This window comes from Streptomyces sp. DSM 116793 (assembly GCF_057320905.1).
In genome coordinates this window covers 6,001,697-6,014,925 of record NZ_CM170494.1, presented here as the reverse complement: position 1 = coordinate 6,014,925, position 13,229 = coordinate 6,001,697, and the positions used below count along the sequence as shown (strand labels likewise).

At 70.7% G+C, this 13,229-nt stretch carries 13 protein-coding genes and 2 pseudogenes; 11 read left to right on the top strand and 4 right to left on the bottom strand.

Translation table 11 applies throughout. The features are described from left to right. Positions 1-10: 10 nt before the first annotated feature. The 11 genes and pseudogenes from ACSMXW_RS23705 to ACSMXW_RS23655 form a co-directional block, all read left to right on the top strand. Positions 11-187 (top strand): annotated as a pseudogene (locus tag ACSMXW_RS23705) (SfnB family sulfur acquisition oxidoreductase); the annotation flags it as partial. 94 nt (positions 188-281) lie between these two features. After that, complete coding sequence (locus tag ACSMXW_RS23700; protein ID WP_485799178.1) at positions 282-1,433, top strand: LLM class flavin-dependent oxidoreductase; 1,152 nt, start codon at positions 282-284, stop codon at positions 1,431-1,433. A gap of 93 nt (positions 1,434-1,526) precedes the next feature. Continuing rightward, a complete protein-coding gene (locus tag ACSMXW_RS23695; protein WP_485808255.1) occupies positions 1,527-1,613 on the top strand; it encodes a putative leader peptide in 87 nt (28 codons plus the stop codon). Between the two features lie 256 nt (positions 1,614-1,869). Beyond that, complete coding sequence (gene ssuE, locus ACSMXW_RS23690; protein ID WP_485799176.1) at positions 1,870-2,421, top strand: NADPH-dependent FMN reductase; 552 nt, start codon at positions 1,870-1,872, stop codon at positions 2,419-2,421. Positions 2,422-2,516: 95 nt separating this feature from the next. Continuing rightward, positions 2,517-3,722: an LLM class flavin-dependent oxidoreductase gene (locus ACSMXW_RS23685; protein ID WP_485799174.1), complete on the top strand. Its 1,206-nt coding sequence runs from the start codon at positions 2,517-2,519 to the stop codon at positions 3,720-3,722. After that, complete coding sequence (locus ACSMXW_RS23680; protein ID WP_485799172.1) at positions 3,719-4,978, top strand: MFS transporter; 1,260 nt, start codon at positions 3,719-3,721, stop codon at positions 4,976-4,978. Before ACSMXW_RS23685 ends, ACSMXW_RS23680 begins: the two co-directional genes overlap by 4 nt. A gap of 54 nt (positions 4,979-5,032) precedes the next feature. After that, positions 5,033-6,142: an LLM class flavin-dependent oxidoreductase gene (locus ACSMXW_RS23675; protein WP_485799170.1), complete on the top strand. Its 1,110-nt coding sequence runs from the start codon at positions 5,033-5,035 to the stop codon at positions 6,140-6,142. 58 nt (positions 6,143-6,200) lie between these two features. Continuing rightward, positions 6,201-6,665 (top strand): OsmC family protein, encoded by a 465-nt coding sequence (locus ACSMXW_RS23670; RefSeq protein WP_485799168.1) that lies wholly within the window; start codon positions 6,201-6,203, stop codon positions 6,663-6,665. Positions 6,666-6,674: 9 nt separating this feature from the next. Then, positions 6,675-7,355 (top strand): GntR family transcriptional regulator, encoded by a 681-nt coding sequence (locus tag ACSMXW_RS23665; RefSeq protein WP_485799167.1) that lies wholly within the window; start codon positions 6,675-6,677, stop codon positions 7,353-7,355. A gap of 614 nt (positions 7,356-7,969) precedes the next feature. Next, positions 7,970-8,482, top strand: coding sequence for a P-loop nucleotide/nucleoside kinase family protein (locus ACSMXW_RS23660; protein ID WP_485808254.1), 513 nt, complete (start codon positions 7,970-7,972; stop codon positions 8,480-8,482). Between the two features lie 271 nt (positions 8,483-8,753). After that, a pseudogene (locus ACSMXW_RS23655) lies at positions 8,754-9,044 on the top strand (nitroreductase/quinone reductase family protein); the annotation flags it as partial. Positions 9,045-9,343: 299 nt separating this feature from the next. On the opposite strand, the gene ACSMXW_RS23650 reads toward ACSMXW_RS23655, so the two are convergent. The 4 genes from ACSMXW_RS23650 to ACSMXW_RS23635 all read right to left on the bottom strand — a co-directional run bounded on the left by ACSMXW_RS23650 (position 9,344) and on the right by ACSMXW_RS23635 (position 13,211). After that, positions 9,344-10,537 carry an ABC transporter permease gene (locus tag ACSMXW_RS23650; protein ID WP_485799164.1) on the bottom strand — a complete coding sequence of 398 codons (1,194 nt, stop codon included), beginning with the start codon at positions 10,535-10,537 and terminating at the stop codon, positions 9,344-9,346. A gap of 65 nt (positions 10,538-10,602) precedes the next feature. Next, entirely contained in the window at positions 10,603-11,310 is a 708-nt protein-coding gene (locus tag ACSMXW_RS23645) for an ABC transporter ATP-binding protein (protein ID WP_485799162.1), read from the bottom strand. After that, positions 11,307-12,449, bottom strand: a complete 1,143-nt coding sequence (locus ACSMXW_RS23640; RefSeq protein ID WP_485799160.1) for a peptidoglycan-binding protein — start codon at positions 12,447-12,449, stop codon at positions 11,307-11,309. The genes ACSMXW_RS23645 and ACSMXW_RS23640 overlap by 4 nt, the downstream gene beginning before the upstream one ends. Before the next feature lie 3 nt (positions 12,450-12,452). After that, positions 12,453-13,211 carry a hypothetical protein gene (locus tag ACSMXW_RS23635; protein ID WP_485799159.1) on the bottom strand — a complete coding sequence of 253 codons (759 nt, stop codon included), beginning with the start codon at positions 13,209-13,211 and terminating at the stop codon, positions 12,453-12,455. Positions 13,212-13,229 lie beyond the last annotated feature (18 nt).

The following is a 13,229-nucleotide window of genomic DNA, read 5'->3' as shown; positions in this document are numbered from 1 at the left end:
CGCCCGCGCCGCCAACGCGCTCTTCGAGGTCAGCGGCACACGCTCGGCCCTGGACAGCCTCAATCTGCACCGCCACTGGCGTGACGCCCGCACGCACACCCCGCACGACCCGTCCCGCTGGAAGATCCAGCACATCGGCCGGTATGTGCTGAACGGGACGCACCCACCACGCCACGGCCTGCTGTGAGCGGCCACGCCCCGCGCCCGCCGCACGGGCGTGCCACGCCCACCCCGTCCCCGAGCACCGGGTGCCGCCCCGGTCGGAGTGTCTGGAGAGTTCCTTGAGTCTCACCTTCCACTGGTTCCTGCCGACCTACGGCGACAGCCGGCACGTCGTCGGCGGCGGGCACGGGTTGCCCGCCGGTGCCGCCGGTGGGCAACGCCCCGCCGACCTCGGCTACCTCACCCAGATCGCGCGTGCCGCCGAGCAGCTCGGCTTCGTCGGCGCGCTCACCCCGACGGGGGCGTGGTGCGAGGACGCCTGGCTGACCACGGCCATCCTGGCCCGCGAGTCGGAGCGGCTGAAGTTCCTGGTCGCCTTCCGCCCCGGCCTCCTCTCGCCGACGCTCGCCGCCCAGATGGCCGCCACCTTCCAGCGGCACACCCAAGGCAGACTGCTGCTCAACGTGGTGACGGGCGGCGAGAGCCACGAACAGCGCGCTTACGGCGACTTCCTCGACAAACAGGCCCGCTACGAACGCACCGGGGAGTTCCTGTCGATCGTGCGCGATCTGTGGCAGGGCGGACGGGTCTCCCTGGCGGGCAAGCACCTGAAGGTGGCGGACGCGGAGCTCGCCCGTGTCCCCGACCCGGTGCCGCCCGTCTACTTCGGCGGCTCGTCTCCCGCGGCGGGAGGGGTCGCCGCGAAGTACAGCGATGTGTATCTGACCTGGGGCGAGCCGCCGGACCAGGTCGCCGAGAAGATCGCCTGGATCCGGGCGCTGGCCGCCGAGGAGGGCCGCACCCTGCGGTTCGGCATCCGGCTCCACGTGATCGCCCGGGACACCGCCGACCAGGCGTGGGCCGAGGCGCAGCGGCTGCTGGACGGATTCTCGCCGGACGCGATCGCTGCCGTGCAGGCGGGGCTCGCACGCAGCGAGTCCGAGGGGCAGCGCCGGATGCTGGCCCTGCACGGCGGCAGCCGCGACGGCCTGGAGGTGGCGCCGAACCTCTGGGCCGGCATCGGCCTGGTGCGCGGCGGCGCGGGCACCGCACTGGTGGGCAGCCACCGCGAGGTCGCCGACCGCATCATCGAGTACCACCGGCTCGGCATCGACGAGTTCATCATGTCCGGCCACCCGCACGTGGAGGAGGCCTACTGGTTCGGCGAGGGCGTGCTGCCGCTGCTGGCCGAGGCGGGTCTGTGGACCCACCCGGCGGCCACCACCCCGCCGACGGCCACCGCGGTGCCGTTCGCCGCGGAGGTCCGCTGACGAGGGGCGCCGCGCGGGCCGCCGGCATCCGCATGGTGAGATCACACCTCGTATCCTTGACTCGGCGCAGGGGCTGCTGGTGAGCTGAATTGCATGAAGGCCGGATCAGCGCTTACGCGACGTCGTCACATCGACTACGGTCGTGTCGCCAGTGCCTTCTGCTGTCCTGCCTGCCTCTGAGGCTTCTTTCTTGCCCTGGCGCCCCAGGTGACGGCCCCCCTCCGCACCTCGCATTGCGCCGATCACCGCAGGTAACAGGCAGGCCCCGACCCATCGTGCTCTTCTCCACCGGTCCGGGTCCGCATGGTTACTGCGGCACACCCACCCTGTCCCGCATGTCGCGCTCCGTTCCTGCCTGAGGCACACCAGGCGCACCTTCGCATGCCGGGCCGGCTGGCCGCACCGTCGTATCACCCCCGCGACCGAACGAGACCCCATGGCAACCATTCTGTCCCTGTCCGGCAGCCCCTCCGCCACTTCCCGCACTGCGAGCCTGCTGCGCCATCTCGATGCGCGCCTCGTCCAGCGTGGACACACCGTTCTCCCCCTCGACATACGTTCCCTGCCCGCCGAGGCCCTGATGCGCGCGGACACCTCGGACCCCGAGATCGCGGAAGTGGGCGAGTTGGTGGGCCGCGCGGACGGAGTGATCATCGGGACCCCGATCTACAAGGCCGCGTACTCGGGCCTGCTCAAGGCGCTGCTGGACCTTCTGCCGCAGTCCGCACTCGCGGGCAAGACCGTGCTGCCCCTGGCCACCGGCGGAACCCCGACGCACGTCCTGGCGATCGACTACGCACTGCGGCCCGTCCTCAGCTCGATGGGCGCGCACCACATCGTCCAGGGGTGGTTCGTACTGGACCGCCACATCACGGTACGGGGTGACGACGTCAGCGTGGAGCCCGACACGGAGGACGCGCTGTACAAGGTCGTGGACCAGTTCTCGGCAGTCCTCCGAAGGCAGTCACTCCTCACCCCGGTGAGCTGAGGCAACGGCGTTCCCTGTTGCCCTGGATCGTATAAATGATTTTTTATCTGGGACCTGCCGAACGCCTCCCCCGTCCCCTCTCCCCTGGAGCAACCGTGTCCGTACGCGACCGCACGTCCCTTGCCGTGCCCGCCCAGCCGCAGGACTTCCCCGACAGTCCACTCAGCCGCGCCTTCCGGCAGCCCCTGATGCTCGGTGTCTTCCTGCCGCTGCAGACCGGAGGTTGGTCGCAGTCGACCCTCCCCCGCGGGACGGACTGGACCTTCGACTACAACCTCGAACTCACCAGGCGTGCCGAGGAGTTGGGCTTCGACATCGCCTTCGGTCTGTCCCAGTGGCTGCCCAAGGGCGGCTTCGGCGGTGCGAGCCGGTACCGGGAGAACTTCCTCGACCCCTTCGTGTCCGCCGTGGCGCTGGCCTCGGCGACCCGCTCGATCCTCCTGCTCGGCACGGTCCACGTCCTCTACGGACCCTGGCACCCGCTGCACCTGGCCAAGTTCCTGGCCACGGCCGACCACATATCCGGCGGCCGGTTCGGCGCCAATATCGTGACCGGGTACGCGGACACGGAGCCCGCGATGTTCGGGATGACACGCCCGGAACACGACCGCAGGTATGCGATGGCCGACGAGTTCGTCGCGATCGCGAAGGACCTGTGGGCGGGCGAGGACAACCTGACGTTCCAGGGCGAGCAGTGGTCACTGCAGGACGCCTATGTCTCCCCGCGCCCGGCGTTCGGCCGCCCCATCCTGGTGTCCGCCAGCGGCTCGCCCGCCGGCTTCGACTACGCGGGAAACCACTCCGACATCGTCTTCGTCTCCAGCCCCGCCGGTGAAGACTTCGAGGAAGCCGTCAAGGCCCTGCCGGCGCACGTGCGGCAGGTCAAGGAGGCGGCACGCGCTCAGGGCCGCGAGGTGAAGGTCATCATCAACCCCACCATCGTCTCCCGCTCGACACACGCCGAGGCGCACGACTACTACCAGGCCATCCGCGACCACGCGGATCTCGCCTCGATCCGCGCGTTCGAGGCACGGCACGCGAAGGGCGACAGCCGTTCCTGGCTGGAGCACTCCGCGCGGGGACGGGCGGTGGGCGGACACCTCCACGTCGTCGGCTCTCCCGAGGACGTCGCCGACCAGTTGGCCCGGCTGCACGCCACAGGCATCGACGGGGTGCAGATCACCTTCTACGACTACCTCCCCGACCTGGAGCAGTTCGGGCAGGCGGTCCTACCGCTGCTGGAGGCGGCGGGGCTGCGCGAGCCCCTCACCCGCGGCGCCCTGGAGGTGACGCCGGGATGACATCGACCCTTGCCGTCAGCTGTGCCGGCGAACGGCGCGTCCCCGCACGCGGATGGCTTGTCCTGGCCATCACCATGGTCTTCTGGGTGGCCGACGGCTATGACACGTTCGTCCTCATCATCACGGGCAAGCCCGCCCTTCTCGATCTGCTGCCCGCCAGCGAGCAGGCGGCCGTCCCCCGCTACATGGGATACCTCCTCGCCATCACGCTGGCCGGCTGGGCCACGGGCGGGGTGCTCGGAGGCATGGCGGGCGACCGTCTCGGCAGGCGCAGAACCATGGTGTTCGGCGTCGCGCTCTACAGCGTCGCCACCGTCCTCGCGGCGGCGACGAGCGATTGGTGGCTGCTCGGCCTGTCCCGCTTCTTCACCGGTGTGGGCATCGGTGCCGAGTGGGGGGTCGGCACCTCCCTGCTGCAGGAGACCTGGCCCGAACGGTGGCGGACCAGGGGCGCAGGGCTCCTCCAGGCGGGCTTCTCGCTGGGGGGACTGCTGGTGTCCGCGCTGTGGGTGCTGATCGGCTCGACGTGGAACCTCTCGTGGCGCTGGATGTACCTGTTCGGTGTGGTCCCACTGATCCTTGTCGCTCTGCTGCACCGGAAGATCCCGGAATCGGCACGGTGGACGGCGAGCGGCGCCGACCGCGCGCGGCGTGCGAGTCTCGTGTCGGGCCGGACCGGTCGTCGCTTCCTGGCCGCGCTGGGTGTCTCCGTCGCCATCACCGTGGGCTGGTGGGCGGTCTCCTCCTACCAGCCGACCTTCGTCGGCGGGCTCGTCGAGGATCCCCGGCGTACGGCCTGGTACACCGGGTGGGCGGGAGCGCTGTACAACGTGGGTGAGATCGTCGGCTGCGTCGCCTTCGGCTTCCTGTCCGACGTGTGGGGCCGCAGGGGCACGACGACGGTGTACTTCGCCGGCTCCGTCATCGTCGTGCCTGTCGTCTTCCTGGGACTCGACGGAGCCGGCACGGTGACGCTGGCCCAGCTCGCGGCGGGGTTCTTCACCGGCGGCCTGTACAGCTGGTACGCGGTGCACACCCCTGAGCTGTTCCCGACCAGGGTCCGCGCCACCGCCATCAGCGCGGTGTTCTCCGGCGCACGCTACCTCGCGATGATCGCTTCGATCGTCTCGGGATCGCTCGCCTCCGCACTCGGCGGGTTCGACCGGGCAGCGGTGATCTTCACCCCCGTCTACCTGCTCGGCATCGCGGCGGTGCTGTGCCTGCCCGAGACCCGCGGCAAGGGACTTCCGGCATGAGCCCCGCCCCCTGACACGCCACCCTCCATCCGCAGCACCGAAAGGCGTCGAGAAATGACCCGACCCGCACCGGAGTTCCTCTGGTACTACGTGACCCACGACGGCCCCTACCCCTGGGAGCCGGAGGGACGCCGCGACATCAGGCTGCCCGACATCACGGCACTCGCCTCGGCGCTCGACCGCCTTCCCTACAGCGGGGCCCTGCTGTCCACCACCGGTCACAACGTCTGGACGACCGGCATCGCGGCAGCCACCGTCACCCGCGACTTCCGCCCGCTCCTGGCACTGAGGCCCGGGTTCACATCGGTGACGGAACTCGCCAACATGGCGATCAGCTTCGACGACATGTTCGACGGGCGGCTGCTGATCAACGTCATCAACTCCGAGACCCCGGTCTGGCGCCAGCACGGCATCAGGCTGGAGAACGACGAGCGCTACGACCTGCACGCCGAGTACTGGGAGGTCTTCAACCGGCTCGTCGCCGGCGAGACCGTCACCTACCACGGCAGGTACGTGGACGTCGAGAACGCGGTCGGCAACCCGTGGGTGGCCGCACGCCGCGACCACATCCCCCTCTGGTTCTCCGGATCGTCCCCCAAGGCGCTCGACGTGGCGGGCCGTTTCGCCGACGCCTACCTCACCTTCGCGGAACCAATCGACCAACTGGAGCAGAAGATCACCGCGGTGCGGGACCGCGCAACCGAGCACGGCAGGGCGCCGCGCATCGGACTGCGCGCCTCACTGATCACGGGAGAGAGCGACGCCGACGCGTGGCGCAAGGCGAACAAGCTGCTCTCTGTGACCAGCCGCAGCACGCTGGAACGCAAGCTGGGACTGATCGCGAAGGGCGGCAACGGAGGGGGTACGTCCGTGACCCAGTCCCGCATCTTCGCGCACATCCCCGAGTCCGCGCTCTCCGCCATCCGCGCGGGCGCCATGCCCGACGCCAGGGAGCTCAGCCACGACGAGAACCTGTGGCCGGGCATCTCCCTCCTCCAGCAGGGCCCCCCGATGGCGCTGGTGGGCGGGTACGACAGCATCGCGCGCCGCCTCAAGGAGTACCGCGCCTCGGGTGTCGACATCTTCATCCTCGACTCCATGCCGCTGCTCGAAGGCGCGTACGACGTCGCGGAGAACATCATCCCCGCCCTTCAGGACCTCTGAGACGCACCCGGCACAGGCCCGACGGGCCAGCCGTCCCGACAACACATGGAGACAGAACATGACGTACGACGACAGCGTCACCGTCACGACGACGCGGACGACAGGCCGGTTCCTGGCCGAGGCCCGGGAGCAGTTCCTGGTCACCGACTCCACGGGCGGGCGCGGCGGTCGGGGACAGGCGTGGCTCGCCGGGGAACTGCTCCTCGCCTCCCTCGGCACGTGTGCGGTGAGCAGCATCACCCACTTCGCCCGCGAGGACGGGGCGAGCCTCGACGACGTGGAAGCCTCGGTCGGCTACATCCGTGACGACACCGACCCCACCCGGTACGAGGAGGTCGCCCTCACCGTCACCACATGGGGTGTCACCCAGCAGGCCGCCGAGCATCTGACCCGGCTCTACACGGAGAACTGCCCTGTCTACGGCACCATCTCCCGCGGGGGCAAAGTCACCCTCCAGGTCACTGCCCTCCCATCGGATCCCGGGCGCCGCGGCCCCGGGGTGACGCAGGGCAGGGCCCGTTAGGCTTTGGTCATGAGTCTCGGCCCGGCGCACGTCCCCACCAAGAGCGAGGTCGCGTATCAGGCGCTGCTGCGCGCGATCAGGACGGGTGAGTTGGCGCCGGGCCAGCGTGTCGTCCTCGCAACGCTCGCGGACCAGTTGCAGATGAGCCAGACTCCGGTGCGGGACGCCCTGGCCCTGCTGGCCGACCAGGGGCTCGTCATCCGTCGCCCCAACCACACCACCGTCATCGGCGGCCGGCACCGAGAGCGCTCGTCCGAGGTGGCGATGCTGCGGGCCATGCTCGAACCGGAGGCGGCCATGCTGGCCGCCATGCGGCACGCCCCCTCTGAGATCGCGGCGATGGCAGCGGCGTGCGACGCGATGGACACGGCCCTGGCGACCGACGGACCCTCCGGCACCGGAGACCTGAACACGCAGTTCCACCTCGCGGTCGCGAAGGCAAGCGGGTCGCCACTCCTCGCGGACTTCGTCGCCCGGGTGTGGAAGCAGATCCCCCTGGAAGGCCTGACGGCTTCGGGGCGCATGGCCCAGGCCGCCGAGGAGCACCGGGCGATCCTGAGCGCCGTCGACAAGGGAGATCATGCCGCTGCGCGCCGGCTGATGGCAGACCACGTGGGCCACGCCGCGGCGGCGACCGAGATCTACCTGAGCCAACTCGCCGACGCCCCGGGCCTCGCACCTCCCCAGTAAGCCAGTGCGGCTCCCTGGCCCTCACACCACCACGGGAGCCCCAAGGGTGTCACCCCTTCGCGTGGCGCCCAGGGAAACCCGCCATGCGCACGCGCCCGACGAACCCGCGGCCCGCACACACGCGACCGCAACCCCGGCCGGGGGACCTCCACCCACCAACATCACCATGTGCTCCATCCCCTACGGCGGGCAGCACCGCCAGCCGACCGGTGACGGAGTCCCCTGAGCCCGCTGAACAGTACGAACGCTGGTTCCGGTGCTGACAGCCTCGCGCAGAACCGATGTCCGCCCCTCGGGGGGTCGGCTGCCGACTCCGCCGACGCCGTCGGCTATGGTGAAGGCATGTTCTGCTGCGCTCCCATGACTACAACCGCCGCTTAGCGGCGGTACCGCGGTTACCGTAACCGCGGCCCTTGCCTGCCCCCGCATGGGGCAGTGCCAGGACGGTACCGCCGGATCAGTGTCCTGCCGGCAGTCACTCGTATTCCTGTGATGCCGGGTCATCCTGCCTGATCAGGGAAGTCATGTCTCAGTCGCAGCGTTTCGATGCACAGCACCCGCATGCAGCCGGACCCAGCACTGCGCAGCACCCGCGTGCCGCCACCCTGCTCCTGATGGTCGGGCTCCCCGGGGCTGGGAAAACCACCCGTGCCAAAGAGCTCGCCGCAACCCACCGGGCGCTGCGGCTCACCCCAGATCACTGGATGATCCCGCTGTTCGGCGATTCGATGGCCGGCGGCAAACGCTGGGTGCTCGAAGGGCGGCTCATCTCGGTCGCCCTACAGGCGCTGCGGCTGGGGACCAGCGTGGTACTCGACTACGGGCTCTGGAGCCGCGATGAACGGTCGGCACTGCGCTGGCTCGCCCGGTCGGTCGGGGCGTCATGCCAGGTGGTCTACCTGCCCGTGGACAAGGACGTCCAGCTCGCCCGCATCGCGCACCGCCAGGAAACAACACCGCATCAGACGTTCCCGATGAGCGAGGCCGACCTGGATGCCTGGCGGGAGCGGTTCCAGGCGCCTGACGCCGCCGAACTCGACGGCGGCGAGATCCCCACCCCACCGGCGGGCTGGCCGAGCTGGCCGGAGTGGGCGGCAGGCAAATGGCCCTCGTGCACCGGCAGCTAGCCAGGGCGCGTTCCGGAACGTGATCAATGGGTTGTGCGGGTGAGATCTTTGATCCAGATCATCCTTCGCCTGTGCTCCGGCCGCAGGCCAAGCCGACATTGGAAAATCCGCTGCTTCGGTCAAAGCGGCGGTGACGGTGCCGCGGTAGGCGTTTCTGCACTTGTCGTAGCGGGTTGTCGCGGCTCTGGCGGCAGTATGGCGAGCATGGATCCGCGCGGTGCTTGTGGTGAACCGCGCAACACAACCCGTACGCGACGATGGGGTGAACACGATGCCGCTTGAGGGCGAGTACGAGCCGAGTCCGGCGCAGTGGGTGCGCGAACAGGTCGAGCTGTACGAGAGTTCGGGCGGCACGCGAGGGGCGACGCTCTGGGACACGGGCCTGCCCGTTGTCATTCTCACGACGCGCGGCGCGAAGAGCGGCAAGATCCGCAAGATCCCGCTGATGCGCGTGGAGCACGAAGGGCGGTACGCGGCCGTGGCCTCGAAGGGCGGCTTCCCGCGTCACCCGGTCTGGTACTTCAACGTCAAGTCCGACCCGCACGTGGAGCTCCAGGACGGCTGTGGGGATCCGGTCGGCGAGGCCGGTGACGGTCTTGCGGGTGATCGCGAGGTGTTCGAGGTGTGTCTCGGCCTCCCGAAGCCGGTCCTGGAGGCCGTCGGTCTGCGTGCGGAGGTCGTCGGCCTGGCCCGGGAGGCCTCTTCCTGGATGTCCAGTGCCGGAAGGAGAGGCTGGATGGCTCCAGGCCGCGCACCACGTGGGGCCATGTCCCACCTGCCCCGGGCCACCCGCGCTCCGGCCGTGCGAGGGCCGGCCGCGCCCATGACGAGGCAGCGCGGCCGGCCCTCGCAGGTGCCCGGTCAGCCCGTGGCCAGTGCCTCGGTCGGGGTGAGCCGGGCGGCGCGCACCGACGGGTAGACGCCGGCGATCACGCCTATCGCCAGCGCACCACCGATGCCCTCGGCGACGGAGTCGGGTGGGATGACGCAGGGCCAGCCCTGGTAGGTGGCCCAGGCGTACACGCCGAGCACGCCGAAGGCCGCGCCGGCGAGGCCGCCGAACCCGGAGAGGATCACCGCTTCGGTGAGGAACTGTTTCCTGATATGGCCTCGGTTGGCGCCGAGGGCCCTGCGCAGGCCTATCTCGCGTCGCCGCTCCAGCACTGAGATGATCATGGTGTTGGCGACGCCGATCCCCCCGACGAGCAGCGCGACTGCCGCGAGCCCGAGGAAGAGGCTGGAGAACGTCTGCTCGGTGGCGCGTTTGGCCGCCAGCGCGTCCGAGGGCCGGCTGACCTGGATCAGCCCCGGGAGCTGCGGGTACAGCGTGGCGGGCAGCACGGCCCGCACGTCCTCCAGTGCGTCCTCACGTGCCTTCAGGTAGACGACGGTCGGGTTCCCGTCGAACCGCAGGTAGGTGGTCGCGGCGGGCCAGCCGACCATGACCGACTGTTCCAGGTCGGGGGTGAGCGGCATCGGATTGAGGATGCCGATCACGGTGAACCTGCGGTGGTCGATCCAGACCTGTGGGGGCTCCTGACCGGGCACGAGTTGCCGGAAGCCGAGCCATGAGGCGGCCTGGTGGCCGAGGACCACGGTCGGGAGACGGTCGGTGGCAGGGGTGAGGAACCGCCCGGAGTGCACCGAGCCGTTGACTGCCGACAGCAGCCCGTCGCGCGCGGCGAGCACGCTGATGCCGACGCTGTCGTCAGGGTCGGATCGGTCCGTGCGCTGCACGCTCTGGTGGGTGTTGGCGACCGCGGAAGCGTCGGTGACCGGACCGATCCGCCGTGCCATCGCGTCGGCTGACAAAGGCAGTTGCACCGGCGGGTCCTGGTTTCCCTGCGGCTGGGCCTGAAGCATGTTGGTGCCCAGCGCTGTCAGCTGGTCGAGCAGCGCCTGCCGGCTGGACGCGGGAATGCCGGTGACCACCAGCATCGTGGCGATGCCGATCGAGATGCCGAGGGCTGACAGAGCGGCTCGCAGGGTCCGTGTGCGCAACCCCACGAGGCCCAGCCGGAGGATGTCGCCCGGTGTCAGTCGTACCGGCCGCACCCAGGCACCGGGGGCTGTGCCGCGTCCGGAGGGGCCCCGGGGGGTGCGCCGCCGGGAGGACCGGCTCACACTGCCACCCCCTCGCGCGAGTCGCGGACGATCCGGCCGTCGCGCAGTTCGACCCGGCGCGGTAGCCGGGCTGCGATGTCGCGGTCGTGTGTGATCAGTGCGATGGTCGTCCCCTCGTCGTTGAGCCGGCGCAGCAGGTCGAGGACCGCCGCGCCGTTGGTGCTGTCCAGGGCGCCGGTCGGCTCGTCAGCCAGCACCAGGGCGGGCGAGTTGACGAGGGCGCGCGCGATCGCCACGCGCTGCCGCTCCCCACCGGACAGCTGCTGCGGCACGTGTGCCACCCGGTGTGCCATGCCGACCCGGGCGAGGGCCTCGCGTGCCAGCGGCAGCCGCTGACGGCGCGGCACACCGGCGTAGAGCAGGCCGGTGGCGACGTTCTCGGCGGCGCTGAGCCCGTCGGTGAGATGGAACTGCTGGAAGACGAAGCCCAGCCAGCGTCCGCGCAGCACCGACAGCCGCCGATCGGACAGGCTCGCCACGTCCTGGCCGCCGATCTCCACCGTGCCGCGGGACGGCAGGTCGAGTGTGCCCATCAGGTGCAGCAGGGTCGACTTCCCGGAGCCGGACGGGCCGAGGATGGCGAGGAGTTCGCCCTCCTCGATGGTGAGCGAGACATCGTCGAGTGCGGTGACACCGCCCGGATAGGTCTTGGTCGCCCCGCGCACCCGCAGGACCGGCACGGTGGCCGGTTCGGACGTCGTCATGAGGCGGTCTCCACCCGCATCCCCGCGGTCACCCCGGTGCCGCTCACCTCGACCCGGCCACCCGCGAACAGTCCGGTCTTCACCGCGACCAGCGTGCCGTCGGCGCGTTGCAGCGCATAGCCGCCCTGGCGCACGGCCACCAGGGCGGTCACCGGCACCGCCAGCACACCGTGCCGGGTGCGCGTGGTGAACCGCACCTGCACGGGAGCCGAGTCCAGTGCGGAGAGCGCAGCCACGTGCGCCGGCTTCACCGACACGTTCTGCGTCGGTGGGCCGCCCTGCCCGTTCTGGTCGCCCTGCCCCGAGCCGGGGCCGCCGGCGGCCACCGTCGTACTGATGGCGGTCACCGTGCCCGGCACGGTGGCGTCGTCGGGCAGCGTGATGGTCACCTTGGCGCCTTTGCCGATGCCCGCGTTGTCACCGGCCTCGACGGGCACGGTGACGGTCTTCGCCGTCGAGGTCACGGACATCAGCGTCTCGGCCACCGGGTCGCCCAGCTTGGCCTGGACCGAGCCGATCCGGACCGATCCCGGCAGCACCACGATCTGGCCGGCACCCAGCCGGCCGGTCGCCTGCATTCCGATGTGCTTCTGCCAGCGCTTGACGGCGGCGGCGAGCGTGGAGGTGTAGGAAGCGCCCGTTCCGTCCGGATCCGGCGGCTGGATGCCGATGTCGTAGCCCAGCGCCCGCAGGTTGTCGGCGACGACCGTCACGTCCCGGCCGCGCAGCGGCTCCTTGTCACCCTTCGGGGCCTCAAGGGTGCGGAACAGCGGTGTCGCGCCGTAGAAGAGGACGACCGGCTGATCGTCGGCGCGGTAGACCACGGAGCCTCGGCTCAGGGTCTTCCCGGCACCGGCCAGGGCCGTGACGACCCCGGTGCCGTGCCCGGTGACCGGGGTGGACGCGCCGAAACCGAGGGTGCCCGGCAAGGTCCGGCTGTCCGCGAGGTCGGTGCGGGTCACCGTGGCATACCCGACCTTGGGGGCTGCGGTGGGCACGCCCGGGGGCTTGTGGGCGTGCGAGTAGAGCGCGACGGCCCCGGCGACGAGGCCGCCGGTGACCAGGAGCCCGGCGGCCTGGAGGGCGAACCGCCGGCCGCGGCCACCCCGGGGCCCCGGTGCGTGTCTGTTGCGGGGCACCGGCTACTTCCCCTTCTTGCCGCCGAACGCCGCGAGTTGGCAGGCGTCCTCGATCTCCCCCAGGTTGGCGGGCGGCTGCTTGGCGTTGCTGTCGAAGGTCCAGCTGAGCCCGTGAGGATCGACACTGGTGTCCTGGGTGAGGTGGACCATGATCCCGTGGCTGCGCAGACAGGCGATCTCGGCGAGTTTGTCGTCGCGGTAGTGCGGATTGAGGGACGGATTGAGTTCCGGCGGCAGAAGGGGCAGCTTGTTCTCACAGGCGGCGCTCGCCGCGGGCGGTACCGGGTCGGCAACCTGCTTCGGCGCCCCCGCCACGCCGCTTCGGGACGTCGTCCAGTGCGCGCCGTGTGCGACGAGGCACTCGTCCCACGCGTGGATCAGCGCCTGGCGCCGCTGCGGGGTGTCGTCCAGCCGCTCCTGGGGACGGCCGTCGCCGTCCGCCGAACCGTCGGAACCGCTCCTCGCATCCGTGCCGGTTCCGCCTGTCGCGGGCGTGGCTTTGCCGGACGCGGACGAGGAGGCGGGCGCCGACGACGGCAGCGAGGCGACGTCAGGTGCCGTCTTCGCGTCGCCCGCCCCGCCGCACGCGGCCAGCGCGAGGAGACAGGCCCCGGCCGGAACCACCGCGCGGAGCACGCGTACGAGGGCGGACGGGGACGCCGCACGGCGTCCACCGGAGGCGAGCGGCGGCTCGGCGAGGGAGGTCAGGGGCGCCCGGAGTGCGAACCGTGACGGCGCCGGAGGAGAGGAATCGTGCGTCATGCCACCGGACGCTAGGCA

Excerpts from the sequence above, each read along its gene's own strand:
- ACSMXW_RS23695 (WP_485808255.1), top strand. The coding sequence starts at position 1,527 with ATGAAGGCCGGATCAGCGCTTACGCGACGTCGTCACATCGACTACGGT.
- ssuE (WP_485799176.1), top strand. The coding sequence starts at position 1,870 with ATGGCAACCATTCTGTCCCTGTCCGGCAGCCCCTCCGCCACTTCCCGC.
- ACSMXW_RS23680 (WP_485799172.1), top strand. The coding sequence starts at position 3,719 with ATGACATCGACCCTTGCCGTCAGCTGTGCCGGCGAACGGCGCGTCCCC.
- ACSMXW_RS23675 (WP_485799170.1), top strand. The coding sequence starts at position 5,033 with ATGACCCGACCCGCACCGGAGTTCCTCTGGTACTACGTGACCCACGAC.
- ACSMXW_RS23670 (WP_485799168.1), top strand. The coding sequence starts at position 6,201 with ATGACGTACGACGACAGCGTCACCGTCACGACGACGCGGACGACAGGC.
- ACSMXW_RS23665 (WP_485799167.1), top strand. The coding sequence starts at position 6,675 with ATGAGTCTCGGCCCGGCGCACGTCCCCACCAAGAGCGAGGTCGCGTAT.
- ACSMXW_RS23660 (WP_485808254.1), top strand. The coding sequence starts at position 7,970 with ATGGTCGGGCTCCCCGGGGCTGGGAAAACCACCCGTGCCAAAGAGCTC.
- ACSMXW_RS23645 (WP_485799162.1), bottom strand. The coding sequence starts at position 11,310 with ATGACGACGTCCGAACCGGCCACCGTGCCGGTCCTGCGGGTGCGCGGG.
- ACSMXW_RS23635 (WP_485799159.1), bottom strand. The coding sequence starts at position 13,211 with ATGACGCACGATTCCTCTCCTCCGGCGCCGTCACGGTTCGCACTCCGG.